Source organism: Vibrio sp. ABG19, assembly GCF_029962385.1.
Lineage (GTDB): Bacteria > Pseudomonadota > Gammaproteobacteria > Enterobacterales > Vibrionaceae > Vibrio > Vibrio ostreae.
The window spans coordinates 1623840-1636576 of the sequence record NZ_CP071708.1; the positions used below are offsets into that span (position 1 = coordinate 1623840).

The window sequence follows — 12737 nt, forward strand, 5'->3', positions numbered from 1 at the left end:
CGGCCCCTCAAAGTATTTTCCCATAGGTCGGGGAGTCGTGCCAAATTATCACCTAAAACTGTCTAAAAGGTCACTGTAAAATAGATAAGGTTAGTTCAGTTAAGCACTTAAATCTTTGTCATCCAACACAAATCATTTCATAATCGCGCCCCTTGCCAAAGGCCGCTACGAGCGGAGTTGCGCAAGGTCGCAAAGCTGACGTTAATTGATTGTAATCACTTTGTGATTGCTATAGCTTTTTCAGGGTTGGATAAAAGATAGACAACACCACCCTACATAATATTTAAAAACTTATAAGAAGATTCACTCTCAAGGAGAACTACGATGAAAGTCGCTGTTATTGGTGCCGCAGGCGGCATCGGTCAAGCCCTCGCTCTGTTACTGAAAAACCGTCTTCCTGCCGGTAGTGATCTGGCTCTATATGACATTGCACCGGTAACGCCAGGCGTAGCGGCTGATTTAAGCCACATTCCGACTCCGGTTTCGATCAAAGGTTACTCTGGTGAAGATCCAACCCCTGCGCTGGATGGTGCCGACGTAGTCTTGATCTCTGCGGGTGTCGCACGTAAACCGGGCATGGATCGTGCGGATCTTTTCAATGTTAACGCGGGTATCGTTAAGTCTCTGGCTGAGCGTATCGCCTTAGTTTGTCCGAATGCGTGCATCGGTATCATCACTAACCCGGTCAACACCACTGTGCCAATCGCGGCCGAAGTGCTGAAAAAAGCCGGTGTTTACAACAAACGCAAATTGTTTGGTATCACGACGCTGGACGTGATCCGCGCAGAAACTTTCGTTGCAGAACTGAAAGACAAAGATCCAGGCCAGATCCGTGTGCCTGTGATTGGTGGTCACTCAGGTGTGACTATCCTGCCGCTGCTGTCACAAGTAGAGGGCGTTGAGTTCAGCGATGAAGAAGTGGCGGCACTGACCAAGCGTATCCAGAACGCGGGTACTGAAGTGGTAGAAGCGAAAGCGGGTGGCGGCTCGGCAACGCTGTCGATGGGTCAGGCTGCATGTCGTTTTGGTCTGTCGCTGGTCAAAGCGCTGCAGGGCGATGAAGCGGTTATCGAGTATGCGTATGTCGAAGGTGATGGTGAACATGCCTCTTTCTTTGCTCAACCAGTCAAGCTGGGTAAAGAGGGTATCGAAGAAGTGCTGAGCTACGGCGCGCTGAGCGCGTTCGAGCAGGACGCACTGGAAGGCATGCTGGACACCCTGAAAGGTGATATCCAAATCGGTGTTGATTTCGTTAAGTAAATCGTCTGGCTGATCGCTCAGCCCTGCCGACAAATCACATAAAAGCCGCTCTTGTGACGAGCGGTTTTTTTATGCGCGCTGCGGTTGATTATGGGCAAGCTATGCAACTGATACGGTCGGTCCGGTTACGTAACAAAAAAGGTTCATCGCGGCTTTCCGGGGAAAGCCGCTTTTATCTTTAAAAAAAAGTAATCGATATCTCGGTAACCGTAGCCCATTCGTTTGATTAACTTTATTTTGTTGTTTATCCCTTCGAGCGTACAGGTATTGAGTGGGTAGCTTGCAGAAGCAACGATGCCATGAAGATACGGTTTGAGCTTTCTCGCGAAGTCCATAAGCGGCTTGATCCCGCTTTCTTGAACTTGCTCCCACCATACGTCCCATAAGTCTTCCGCTTCTCTTTCCGACTGGCACCTCCATAACTCTTTAAGCTGAGAGCCAAGTAAATACGTCACCATTAAGTCCTTGTTCATGCTCAGTATCTCACTCAGATAGCTCTCCTGCTTACCGTCTAAATTAGCTCTGTTTTTGAGGAGAACCCAGCGTGAACGTTTCACCCATTGGCGCGTTTTCTTGTCCTGTTTGAGTTGATTAGCTTGGTCAACTCTGACTCTATCCATCACTTCCCGGCCAAATTTGGCGACCACGTGGAATAAGTCGTACACAATGCGGGCGTTAGGACAATGTTGCTGCACTTCAAAGTCGAAAGCCGTATTCATATCCATTGCAACCGCTTCTATGTTCTGGCTATGCTCACCGAGTAATTCAAAGAAGGGACGGATATCTTTTCGGCTGCGTCCGACGCCTATCCAAAGCACTTGATGCGTCTTAGCATCCGCGATAACAGTGGCATAACGATGTCCCTTGAAGAGAGCAAACTCATCCATGACCAGTTGTCTCAGCTCTGCCCAGTTAACCTCTGGCACCACATGTTGCAGCCGACGCTTATCTATCGCCTTAATCGTATGCCAATGAACCCCCGTCATCTGGGCAATATGTTTGATAGGAAGAAGAGGCAACAACTGCTCAATGTAACTTCTTAAGCGGTTAGTCAGGCGAGCAAAAGGTTCAAGCCAAGAAATAGATTCGGTTTTGATACCGCAGTCAGGGCACTTGATACGCCTTGTTTGTAGGGATAGCTCGACGGGTACGCCGAGAATCATCGCTTCCTTAATCGTGCGCCACTGATAATCATGTATGGCTTGAACATGTTGCCCACATGAACATCGAGCAGTTGTGCTGGGTTGGAGAGTAATCGTGATGAGAGAAGACGTTTGTACAGACTTTACGACATGAAAGCCTTCCCAGAACGATGATAGGAAAGTATGATTCGGCATGAAAACGGTAGTTTGTGTAAGGTTGTGTTTGGCGATGTAACCTTATCACTTACTACCGTTTTTGTTTTAAGTTCCCGCTAATCCGCGATGAACCACAAAAAAGCCTCGCTGGGTGCGAGGCTTTATTGTTTGCGGTGTCTCGTCCTGATATGTGTTTACACATTGAGGACGAATTATGACTGTCGCGCGACGAGTCGCTGGGCGTGGGGACGCCGGCCTATTTACTGCGGTGTACCGCCATATGAGCCAGGGTAATCAGCGCTTGTTTGTATTCGCTGTCCGGAATCGCATCCAGCTCTGCAATCGCCTTATCGGCTTCGTCCTGCGCTTTCTTAACGGTGTATGCCAGCGAGCCGGCCTGATCCATTGCCGCGAGAATGTCATCTAAACGATCCATGCCGTTGGCCTGTTCGATCGCTTCACGGATCATCGCTTCCTGCTCCGGTGTGCCGTTCCGCATCGCATGCAGCAGTGGCAGGGTCGGTTTTCCTTCTGCCAGGTCGTCACCGACGTTTTTGCCCATCTCTTTACCGTCGGCAGTGTAGTCCATCACATCGTCGATGAGCTGGAATGCGGTGCCAAGATATTTACCGTAATTTTGCAGGGCCATTTCAATAGGCGCTGGCGCATCGTTTAAGATTGCACCAATCTGAGTAGCGGCTTCAAACAAGCGGGCAGTCTTGGAGTAGATGACCTGCATGTAGCTCTCTTCGCTGGTGTCCGGATCATTACAGTTCATTAATTGCTGAACTTCACCTTCTGCAATCACGTTAACCGCTTCACTCATCAGCTGCAGGATCTTCATCGATCCAAGCTCCACCATCATCTGGAACGAGCGGGTATAAATGTAATCGCCGACCAGTATACTGGACGCATTACCAAACGCAGCGTTGGCCGTCGCTTTGCCGCGGCGCATGTCCGATTCATCGACCACGTCATCGTGCAGCAGTGTGGCGGTATGGGTAAATTCAATAAACGCAGCAGCGAGGGTATGACCCTGGCCCTGATAACCGAGCGCTCTGGCCGATAAAACCGCCAGCAGCGGACGCAGACGCTTGCCACCGCTATTGACGATATAAAAGCCAAGTTGGTTGATTAAAGAAACGTCAGAGTTGAGCTGCGCTTGAATTGTTTCATTCACTTTTGCCATGTCATCGGCAGTAAGCGTTTGGATAGCTTTAAAATCCATTGTACATCCGGCTGAAGTTAGAACTTGTAAGGCATTTGGTTCTTCAAGAATGCGGCAATAATACACTAAAAAACGTTGATTAATACATGGCTTAAGGGCATGATTGGCGCACTTTTATTTGGCGATTAGCTTTTCGCCAATTTTTTTCAAATATGGCTTGTCATAGGGTCGTCATTCACGTAGAATCTGCGCCCTATTGATGATTAGTTTAGCGCACACCCTTATTGCTCAAAATGTAAGCATTGGCTGTGCGGAAAGAGCGGAGTAAAATATGTACGCTGTTTTCCAATCTGGTGGTAAACAACACCGTGTAAGCGAAGGTCAAACTCTTCGTTTAGAGAAATTAGACGTTGAAACTGGCGCAACTGTAGAATTTGATAAAGTTCTGCTGGTTGCTAACGGTGAAGAAATCCAAGTTGGCGCTCCTCTGGTAGAGGGCGGTAAAGTGACTGCTGAAGTTGTACAGCACGGTCGTGGCGATAAAGTTAAAATCGTTAAGTTCCGTCGTCGTAAGCACTCTCGTAAGCAACAAGGTCACCGTCAGTGGTTCACAGAAGTGAAAATCACTGGTATCAACGCTTAAGTTATTAGGAGAGTTTAACAATGGCACACAAAAAAGCTGGTGGTTCTACTCGTAACGGCCGCGATTCTGAAAGTAAACGCCTTGGTGTAAAACGTTTCGGCGGTGAATCTGTACTTGCAGGTAACATCATCGTTCGTCAACGTGGCACTAAGTTCCACGCTGGTACTAACGTAGGTATCGGTAAAGACCACACTCTGTTCGCTCTATCTGACGGTAAAGTGAAATTCGAAGTGAAAGGTCCTAAAAACCGTAAATTCGTTAGCATCGACGCTGAATAAGTTTAGTTTCTCGATGAATTTAAAAGCCCTGCCGTTAGGTGGGGTTTTTTATTTATCTGGAGAGAAGAGCCAATAACAAGAGGCCCTGCCGAGTGTTACCTCAGGTAGCGTCATTGCAGAGCGGCTTGTTATCTGTTCCCAAGCAGAGGGGGCGCGATCCTGGGTCACGCAAACTTCTGCTAAAATTTATATCATTGGCATAGCGCAGGCTTAAGTGGCGACAATCAGTTGTCGCAGCAGGTTTGGATGGCAACGCGGTGATATTGCAACGCAAGTAATGCGGAGTAAGTAATGAAATTCGTTGATGAAGCGGTAATTAAAGTCGAAGCAGGCGATGGCGGTAACGGTGTCGTGAGCTTTTGGCGTGAAAAATTCGTAACGAAAGGTGGCCCTGACGGCGGCGACGGCGGCGACGGCGGCGATGTCTACATCCAGGCTGATGAGAACTTAAACACACTGGTTGACTATCGTTTTCAGCGTTTCTACGCGGCAGAACGTGGTCAAAATGGTAGCGGCGGTAACTGTACCGGTAAACGCGGTAAAGACATTACGCTGAAAGTGCCGGTTGGGACTCGTGCGGTAGATATTCATACCAATGAGATTGTCGGTGAAGTGGCTGAGCATGGCAAGAAAGTCATGATTGCCAAAGGTGGCTGGCACGGTCTGGGTAACACCCGTTTTAAATCGTCGGTAAACCGCGCGCCACGTCAAAAGACTATGGGTACCAAAGGTGAGGTTCGTGAACTGCGTCTTGAGCTGCTGCTGCTGGCTGATGTCGGTATGCTGGGCCTGCCGAACGCAGGTAAATCAACCTTTATTCGTTCTGTGTCAGCAGCGAAGCCAAAGGTAGCGGATTATCCGTTTACCACCTTGATCCCAAGTCTGGGTGTCGTGAGTGTAGTACCTGAGAAAAGCTTTGTGGTTGCTGACATTCCAGGGCTGATCGAAGGTGCTGCTGAAGGTGCCGGTCTGGGGATTCGTTTCCTCAAACACCTTGAGCGTTGTCGCGTGCTATTGCACATGATCGATATTTTACCTATCGATGGAAGTGAACCAGCCCAAAACGCGCTGACCATTATGGATGAGCTGGAGCAGTATAGCGAAAAGCTGGCCAAGAAGCCTGTTTGGTTGGTGTTCAATAAAGCGGATCTGATGCTGGAACAAGAAGCGGATGAAAAGATCCAGGAGATCTTAGAAGCGCTCGCGTGGGAAGGCCCTTACTTCAAGGTTTCAGCGGTCAACAAACAAGGTACGGCTGAACTTTGTCGCGAGCTGGCTGACTTCATGGAAACTCTGCCGCGCGCCGAAGAAGAGCTGAGCGAAGAGCAGAAAGTCGAGTTTATGTGGGATGATTACCACAAAGACGCCATGGCTGGTCGTAACGTGATCACCGAAGATGATGACGACGACTGGGATGACTGGGATGACGAAGAAGACGATGGTCACGTCATCTATGTGCGTGAATAATCGGACTAAATTCTGAGATTTTGCGCGTATCAGGCAAAAAACTCTCAATTCAGAGCCGCAATGGAAATTGCGGCTTTTTTGTATCTAAATCATATTTCCAAGCGCTTTTTTCATGCACACTGTAACCTGCGCGCCGGGCACCATTGCGAGTACCGCTTGGGTTACGGTGTGGTTGGCAGCCTGTTGCCGCCATCGGTTTGGCGGGTTTTATTTTAAGTAAGTTGACGTTTAGGAAAGGGATCATGACCTCGCAACAGAGAAGTATTTCTCGTTTGATTGCTCAGGCCGGACAAATGCTGCTGGCTCATGGAGCGGAAAGTACCCTGGTTGGGGATATTATGCGCCGCATCGGGCTGGCGTGTGGCATGAGCGAGGTGGAAGTCTCGTTATCAGCCAGTTCATTGGTGGTTACCACAGTACAACAGGGCCACTGTATTACCACGACCCGCCGCTGCGCGGATCGCGGAATTAACATGCGGGCAGTGACGGAGATCCAGCGCATCTGCATTATGATCGAGCGTGGCTTGCTGGATCATAACATGGCACAAAAAAAGCTGAATCAGATCAGCCCAGAGCGCTACAACCGCTGGGTGGTGGTCGTGATGATCGGTTTGTCGTGTGCGGCATTCAGCCGCCTGGCCGGTGGTGACTGGACCGTGTTTGCCATCACCTTTATTGCCTCTGCGGTCGGTATGACAGTACGTCAGGAGATCGGCCATCGTCATTTCAATCCGCTGCTTAACTTTGCCGCGACCGCTTTTGTCACTTCAGTGATTTCCGCCCAGGCGGTGAACTTTCAGCTCGGCAATAACCCGACTCTGGTGATGGCATCTTCTGTGCTGATGCTGGTGCCGGGTTTCCCGCTGATCAATTCGGTGGCAGATATGCTTAAGGGGTACATCGATATCGGTATTGCCCGTTTTGTGATGGCCAGTCTGCTGACGCTGTCGACCTGTCTTGGCATTATAGCCGCGATGAGTATTACCGGAATCTGGGGGTGGTAAGATGAACTGGCAACTGTTACTCGGACTGATTAACGATATGTTTTTTGCCGCCATTCCAGCGGTCGGCTTTGCGCTGGTGTTTAACGTACCGGTGCGGGCACTCAAATATTGCGCGCTGGGCGGAGCGATAGGGCATGGCTCACGCTTTATCATGATGCATTTTGGCATTCCGATTGAATGGGCGACATTTTTCGCCGCTACTATCGTGGGTATGATTGGCGTGCACTGGTCGCACAAATTTCTTGCGCACCCGAAAGTGTTTACTGTTGCGGCCCTGATCCCTATGGTGCCGGGCGTATTTGCGTACCGGGCGATGATCGCCATGGTGGAGATCAACCATCTCGGCTTTAATCCGGAGCTGCTGGAAACCCTGCTTGAGAACTTTCTTAAAGCGATGTTCATCATTGCCGGTCTTGCGGTTGGTCTTGCTGTGCCGGGGCTGTTATTCTATCGCCGCAAGCCGATTGTTTAACAGGAAGAAATTGATGATCATCAGTATGATTGCCGCGATGGCAAGCGACAGAGTTATAGGTAAAGACAATGAGATGCCGTGGCATCTTCCCGCTGATTTTGTCTGGTTTAAACGTTGTACTATGGGTAAGCCGGTCGTGATGGGGCGTAAGACTTACGCATCAATCGGTCGCCCGCTGCCGGGTCGGCAGAACATTGTTATCAGCCGCGATCCTGAACTGAAGATTGACGGCGTGGATGTGGTGACTTCAATTGCCGCTGCGCTGGAGCTGGCCGGCAGTGCCGAAGAAGTCATGATCATTGGTGGCGGTAGTATTTACCAGGCGTGTCTGCCCCAGGCCGATAAGCTTTATCTGACATACATTGCTGCAGAGCTCGATGGTGATACTCGTTTCCCGCAATGGGGCAACGACTGGACAGAAACTCATCGTGAGCACTACCGTGCCGATGAAAAAAACCAGTACGATATGGATTTTGTTGTGCTTGAGAAAATCTAGAGTCCAAATCCTGCGGCACCGGAAACTGGGCGTAAGCACTAAAATAAAAACTCGTCGTTATGACGAGTTTTTATTTGCTACCGCAAGGTTGCTGCAGGTCAGTACTGCAACGCCTCAACTGCAAAATAACGTTTATCTTCCCAGCGCAGCATAGTCAGAGTTCCGCCCCAGACACAGCCGGTATCCAGGCCGATGATTTGCTTGCTGCGATAGCCTTCCAGCGCGGCCCAGTGGCCGAATAATACGGTTTTATCCAGCGCGACCCGCTGTTTGAGCTCAAACCATGGCAGCAGCTTTTTACGGCTGACCTGATCCGGCGGTAACTTGCATTTCATATCCAGTTTGCCGTCGGGATGGCAGAAGCGCATCCGGGTGTAACTGTTGATGATATAGCGGTAGCGATCAATACCTTTTAAATCCGCGCTCCACTGATCCGGCATATTGCTGTACATGTTTTCAATCAGCCACAACCAGCGCTCACCGCTGAGCAGGACGCTGATTTCCTCCGCTGCCGCTCTGGCAGTCGCTAGATCCCACATCGGTGAAATGCCGGCGTGGGCAACGACAAACTCATCATGTTCCTGTAGCAGCGGCTGACGACGTAGCCATTGCAGCAGCTCAGGCCCGTCCGGTGCGGCGAAAATCGGCTCGGTCTTGTCTTTCTTTTTGACCGGGTGGATACCGTTGGCGACCGCCAACAGGTGCAAATCGTGATTCCCCAGTACGACTTTAGCGGCCGTGCCGAGATCGCGGATAAAACGCAATGTTTCGAGCGATTTTGGCCCGCGCGCCACCAGGTCACCGGCGACCCATAAGGTATCCTGCTCGGCAGAGAACTGGGCTTGTTGCAGCAGCAGCTGTAATTCATCCAGGCAGCCCTGGATATCACCGACAATATAATTGGCCACGCCGTATCCTTTAATTCAGTACATGAGGGACGGCAAGCCGGAATGGCTCAATTTCCGCGATAAACTGTTTACCCTCTTCATCGTGCATGATGTAGTGGCCCTGCATCACGCCGACCGGAGTCTCCAGGGCTGTACCGCTGCTGTAGGTATATTCATCATGACCGGGGATAAACGGCTGTTCGCCAACCACGCCATCGCCTTCGACTGTCATCTGTTTGCCGTTGGCATCGGTAATCAACCAGCGGCGACTGATCAACTGCACGGTTTGGTTACTGAGATTCTTTATCGTGATCAAATAGGCGAAAACATAGCGCTGTTGTTCCGGGGTGGATTGCTCAGGTATGTATTTGGTATGAACCTGTACCTTAATACAGGGCGTGGCAGTATCCATAAAAACTCCTTTTCCGAATCGCTGTGTCGACATTACCGCAGGATATGGAAGATGACCACCGTTACGCAAACATAACCTGACAAGATGCGCTCATAAAGGCATACCGGACACGAAACAACGAAAGGGAACAAATTACTCAAGCGGGCAAGAATGCAAAAAAGGATGACCGTTAGGGTCATCCTTTCTGTTTATGCCTGCTGGCCGTGGTTGGCGTCAAGCCAGTTGGCCATGGCAACGAATTGCTGCAGGGTCAGGTTTTCCGGACGCATGGTCGGGTTGACACCCAGCTCTTCCAGTACTTCCAGTTCCAGCAGACCTTTGTAGCAGTTACGTACCGTTTTACGGCGCTGGTTAAAGCCCTCACGTACCACGCGGTCCAGCCACTTCAGGCTGGTCGTCGGGTGTGGCAGAACCTCGTAAGGCACCAGGCGGACTACGGCTGAGTCGACTTTCGGTGGCGGCACAAATGCAGTCGGCGGCACTTCCAGTACTGGAACCACTTTGCAGTAGTATTGCGCCATCACGGTCAGCCGACCGTAAGCCTTGCTGCCCGGACCTGCTGCCAGGCGGTTAACCACCTCTTTTTGCAGCATAAAGTGCATGTCCTGCACATCTTTATGATATTCAAACAGGTGGAACATCAACGGGGTAGAGATGTTGTACGGCAGGTTACCAAAAATGCGCAGCTTGTTACCCGGCTTCACCAGCTGGGTAAAATCAAAGCGCATTGCATCGCCTTCATGGATGGTCAGCTTGTCAGCCAGATCCGGATGGTTACGCAGGCGCTCAGCCAGGTCACGGTCAAGCTCAATCACGGTGAACTTATCCACTTCACGGCCGACCGGCTCGGTGATGGCACCCAGACCAGGACCGATCTCAACCAGGTTTTGTCCCGGACGAGGGTTAATGGCTGATACGATGCCATCAATGATGTATGGATCGTTCAGAAAGTTCTGACCAAAACGTTTACGCGCTTTGTGTCCTAAATGGACATCGTTTCTCATAGTGTTCTCAATATTCTTCTACTGTCGTCAAGAAGCCTTCTTCTTGTCTACTAATTCAATCGCTTGCGCAAGGGCTGTTCTGAAGCTGCCGACGTCTGCGCTGCCTGTACCTGCCAGGTCAAGCGCCGTACCGTGGTCAACCGAAGTCCGAATAAACGGCAGGCCAAGGGTAATGTTTACCGAGCGGCCAAAGCCTTTGTATTTCAGTACCGGCAGCACCTGATCGTGGTACATGCCCAGAACAGCATCTGCATGCTGCAAATATTTTTCGCTGAAGATGGTATCGGCCGGTAACGGACCGATCAGATTGATACCATCTTGCTGACGCAATTTTTCCAGGGTTGGTGTGATGGTGTCGATCTCTTCATGACCCAGTACACCATCTTCCCCGGCATGCGGATTGAGGCCGCAAACATAAATGTTCGGCTGCTCAATCGCAAATTTCTCGACCAAATCCTTGTGGAGAATATGAATGATCTTTTCCAGGCGCTCACTGGTTACCGCTTTAGACACATAAGCCAATGGAATATGGGTCGTGACCAGTGCAACCCGCAGCCCTTCTGTTGCCAGCATCATCACCACCAGAGGGGTATTGGACTGCTCAGCAAAGAACTCGGTGTGGCCGCTGAATGCAACGCCAGCCCGGTTGATCACCCCTTTATGCACGGGGCCGGTGACAATAGCATCAAATTCATCATTCATACAGCCTGCAGCGGCTCTTTCTAGCGTATTTAATACGTAGCGGCCGTTGGCTTCATTGAGCTGACCGGCAACCACAGGTTTGCTGATCGCGATGTGATCCACTACCAGGGTGCCGGCACGCTGCGCAGAGGCCGGTGCTGCAGCATCGTAGTCTAATAAGGTGACATCAAGGCCGAGCAGTTTGGCGCGTTCAGCCAGCACCGATTTGTCGGCACACACCACCAGTTGATGCGACCAGTCTTCCTGCGACAGTGCCAACACCAGATCCGGGCCAATGCCCGCCGGTTCTCCGGCGGTGACGACGATGCGTTTAATTGTCATCTTCGTTGTCCTTGAGTACTTCAACGAAAGCACCGGCACGTAGCTCCTGCAGCCAGGCGCTGGCTTCTTCATTGAACTTACGGTTGAACAGAATTCGGTACGCTTTGTTTTTCAGTGCGGAGTCGGTACGGTCAACTTCGCGGCGATCCATCACTTCGACAATATGCCAGCCGTGCACGGTTTTAAATGGCTTACTGATTTGCCCCACTGGCAGGGTTTCTACCTGGTGTTTAAATTCCGGTACATACAGGTCAGGGGTCTGATAACCCAGTTCACCATTTTGTGCCGCTGAACCCGGGTCCTGGCTGTACTGACGTGCCAGTTCAGCAAAGGTCGCTTCACCGTTATTAATACGGCGAATGAAGTCATTGAGCTGCTTCTGAGCGCCTTCATCACTGAGGATAATGGTCGGCTTAATCAGGATATGGCGGGCATTGACTTCAGTCACGGCCACGGTCTCCAGACCTTTGACATCATCAATTTTGAGGATGTGGAAACCGACACCGCTGCGGAACGGACCAATAATAGTGCCTTTGTTCTGCATTTTAATCTGGTCAGCGAAGATGGTTGGCATCTCTTCTTTGCGCATCCAGCCCCAGTCACCGCCTTCGAGCGCTTTCGGGCCCTTTGAGTAGGTGCTGGCCATTTTACTGAAGTCAGCGCCATCGTTCAGCTCCTGGACCAGTTTCTTGGCCTGAGCTTCGACATCTGCTTTATCCTGCCCGTCATTGAAGCGTAGCTGGATGTGGCTGATTTTGTACTGCACAGTGGCATTGGTTTCCTGGGCCAGGATCTCGGCTAGGGTATCGACTTCAGCCGGCAGAATGTTGATGCGGCGGCGCACCAGTGCATTACGCGCTTCACTGGCGGACATCTCTTTACGGATCTGTTCGCGGAATTCGGCGTAGGTCAGGCCTTGTTCTGCCACAGCCGCGCGCAGCTGCTCAGGAGTCTGTTTGTTATCCCGTGCGATATCGTTGATGGCCTGATTAAGGCGTTCATCATCGATGCGTACCCCGATCCGATCCGCTTCCTGCTGTTGCAGGGTATCAATGATCAGTTTTTCCACCACCTGCTCACGCAGCACATCCTGCGCCGGCAGTGAACGACCGTTTTGTTTGGCATTGGCCTGAACGGTCAGCATGGCGGCATCCACATCACTTTGTAAAATAACGCCGTCATTGACGACGACAGCGACGCGGTCCATTTCAACCGGCTGTGCCTGCGCAGTACCGATAGTAAGTAGCCCGACAAGCGTCAGTAGGGTGTGTTTCCACAATTTCATTACATGTCCTATCTATTGCAAAGGCCTGCCTTGGGCAGGC

14 protein-coding genes are annotated in these 12737 nt (G+C 50.8%); 7 read left to right on the forward strand and 7 right to left on the reverse strand.

Going from position 1 to position 12737, the window contains the following annotated elements:
* The first annotated feature begins 324 nt into the window (after nucleotides 1-324).
* Nucleotides 325-1260, forward strand: coding sequence for a malate dehydrogenase (gene mdh / locus J0X00_RS13720; RefSeq protein ID WP_282478267.1), 936 nt, complete (start codon nucleotides 325-327; stop codon nucleotides 1258-1260).
* A gap of 143 nt (nucleotides 1261-1403) precedes the next feature.
* On the opposite strand, the gene J0X00_RS13725 is transcribed toward mdh, so the two are convergent.
* Nucleotides 1404-2597, reverse strand: coding sequence for an ISL3 family transposase (locus J0X00_RS13725; protein ID WP_282476786.1), 1194 nt, complete (start codon nucleotides 2595-2597; stop codon nucleotides 1404-1406).
* Nucleotides 2598-2814: 217 nt separating this feature from the next.
* On the reverse strand, nucleotides 2815-3786 hold the full coding sequence (gene ispB / locus J0X00_RS13730) for an octaprenyl diphosphate synthase (protein WP_136487588.1): 972 nt from the start codon (nucleotides 3784-3786) through the stop codon (nucleotides 2815-2817).
* Nucleotides 3787-4057: 271 nt separating this feature from the next.
* Between ispB and rplU the strand changes: the two genes are divergently transcribed.
* The 6 genes from rplU to folA all read left to right on the forward strand — a co-directional run bounded on the left by rplU (nucleotide 4058) and on the right by folA (nucleotide 8086).
* Complete coding sequence (rplU, locus tag J0X00_RS13735) at nucleotides 4058-4369, forward strand: 50S ribosomal protein L21 (protein ID WP_136487587.1); 312 nt, start codon at nucleotides 4058-4060, stop codon at nucleotides 4367-4369.
* Between the two features lie 20 nt (nucleotides 4370-4389).
* Nucleotides 4390-4647, forward strand: coding sequence for a 50S ribosomal protein L27 (gene rpmA / locus J0X00_RS13740; protein WP_136487586.1), 258 nt, complete (start codon nucleotides 4390-4392; stop codon nucleotides 4645-4647).
* A gap of 291 nt (nucleotides 4648-4938) precedes the next feature.
* The gene (gene cgtA / locus J0X00_RS13745) at nucleotides 4939-6114 is read left to right on the forward strand and encodes an Obg family GTPase CgtA (protein ID WP_282478268.1); all 1176 of its coding nucleotides are present in this window, start codon (nucleotides 4939-4941) and stop codon (nucleotides 6112-6114) included.
* Between the two features lie 242 nt (nucleotides 6115-6356).
* Nucleotides 6357-7118: a threonine/serine exporter family protein gene (locus J0X00_RS13750; RefSeq protein WP_136487584.1), complete on the forward strand. Its 762-nt coding sequence runs from the start codon at nucleotides 6357-6359 to the stop codon at nucleotides 7116-7118.
* 1 nt (nucleotide 7119) lies between these two features.
* Entirely contained in the window at nucleotides 7120-7590 is a 471-nt protein-coding gene (locus tag J0X00_RS13755) for a threonine/serine exporter family protein (protein WP_136487583.1), read from the forward strand.
* Between the two features lie 13 nt (nucleotides 7591-7603).
* Complete coding sequence (gene folA / locus J0X00_RS13760; RefSeq protein WP_136487582.1) at nucleotides 7604-8086, forward strand: type 3 dihydrofolate reductase; 483 nt, start codon at nucleotides 7604-7606, stop codon at nucleotides 8084-8086.
* A 98-nt stretch (nucleotides 8087-8184) separates the two neighbouring features.
* Here folA and apaH read toward each other — a convergent pair whose 3' ends face one another.
* The 5 genes from apaH to surA all read right to left on the reverse strand — a co-directional run bounded on the left by apaH (nucleotide 8185) and on the right by surA (nucleotide 12697).
* Nucleotides 8185-8994 (reverse strand): bis(5'-nucleosyl)-tetraphosphatase (symmetrical) ApaH, encoded by an 810-nt coding sequence (gene apaH, locus J0X00_RS13765; RefSeq protein ID WP_282478269.1) that lies wholly within the window; start codon nucleotides 8992-8994, stop codon nucleotides 8185-8187.
* 10 nt (nucleotides 8995-9004) lie between these two features.
* On the reverse strand, nucleotides 9005-9385 hold the full coding sequence (gene apaG, locus J0X00_RS13770; RefSeq protein WP_136487580.1) for a Co2+/Mg2+ efflux protein ApaG: 381 nt from the start codon (nucleotides 9383-9385) through the stop codon (nucleotides 9005-9007).
* Between the two features lie 188 nt (nucleotides 9386-9573).
* Nucleotides 9574-10389 (reverse strand): 16S rRNA (adenine(1518)-N(6)/adenine(1519)-N(6))-dimethyltransferase RsmA, encoded by an 816-nt coding sequence (rsmA, locus tag J0X00_RS13775; RefSeq protein ID WP_136487579.1) that lies wholly within the window; start codon nucleotides 10387-10389, stop codon nucleotides 9574-9576.
* A 27-nt stretch (nucleotides 10390-10416) separates the two neighbouring features.
* Complete coding sequence (gene pdxA / locus J0X00_RS13780; RefSeq protein WP_136487578.1) at nucleotides 10417-11412, reverse strand: 4-hydroxythreonine-4-phosphate dehydrogenase PdxA; 996 nt, start codon at nucleotides 11410-11412, stop codon at nucleotides 10417-10419.
* Nucleotides 11402-12697 (reverse strand): peptidylprolyl isomerase SurA, encoded by a 1296-nt coding sequence (surA, locus tag J0X00_RS13785; protein WP_136487577.1) that lies wholly within the window; start codon nucleotides 12695-12697, stop codon nucleotides 11402-11404. The genes pdxA and surA overlap by 11 nt, the downstream gene beginning before the upstream one ends.
* Nucleotides 12698-12737 lie beyond the last annotated feature (40 nt).

Bases quoted from the DNA above. Each gene is read 5' to 3' on its own strand.
- folA (WP_136487582.1), top strand. From the start codon at position 7,604: ATGATCATCAGTATGATTGCCGCGATGGCAAGCGACAGAGTTATAGGT.
- pdxA (WP_136487578.1), bottom strand. From the start codon at position 11,412: ATGACAATTAAACGCATCGTCGTCACCGCCGGAGAACCGGCGGGCATT.
- apaG (WP_136487580.1), bottom strand. From the start codon at position 9,385: ATGGATACTGCCACGCCCTGTATTAAGGTACAGGTTCATACCAAATAC.
- mdh (WP_282478267.1), top strand. From the start codon at position 325: ATGAAAGTCGCTGTTATTGGTGCCGCAGGCGGCATCGGTCAAGCCCTC.
- rpmA (WP_136487586.1), top strand. From the start codon at position 4,390: ATGGCACACAAAAAAGCTGGTGGTTCTACTCGTAACGGCCGCGATTCT.
- rplU (WP_136487587.1), top strand. From the start codon at position 4,058: ATGTACGCTGTTTTCCAATCTGGTGGTAAACAACACCGTGTAAGCGAA.
- rsmA (WP_136487579.1), bottom strand. From the start codon at position 10,389: ATGAGAAACGATGTCCATTTAGGACACAAAGCGCGTAAACGTTTTGGT.
- J0X00_RS13755 (WP_136487583.1), top strand. From the start codon at position 7,120: ATGAACTGGCAACTGTTACTCGGACTGATTAACGATATGTTTTTTGCC.
- surA (WP_136487577.1), bottom strand. From the start codon at position 12,697: ATGAAATTGTGGAAACACACCCTACTGACGCTTGTCGGGCTACTTACT.
- cgtA (WP_282478268.1), top strand. From the start codon at position 4,939: ATGAAATTCGTTGATGAAGCGGTAATTAAAGTCGAAGCAGGCGATGGC.
- ispB (WP_136487588.1), bottom strand. From the start codon at position 3,786: ATGGATTTTAAAGCTATCCAAACGCTTACTGCCGATGACATGGCAAAA.
- J0X00_RS13725 (WP_282476786.1), bottom strand. From the start codon at position 2,597: ATGCCGAATCATACTTTCCTATCATCGTTCTGGGAAGGCTTTCATGTC.
- J0X00_RS13750 (WP_136487584.1), top strand. From the start codon at position 6,357: ATGACCTCGCAACAGAGAAGTATTTCTCGTTTGATTGCTCAGGCCGGA.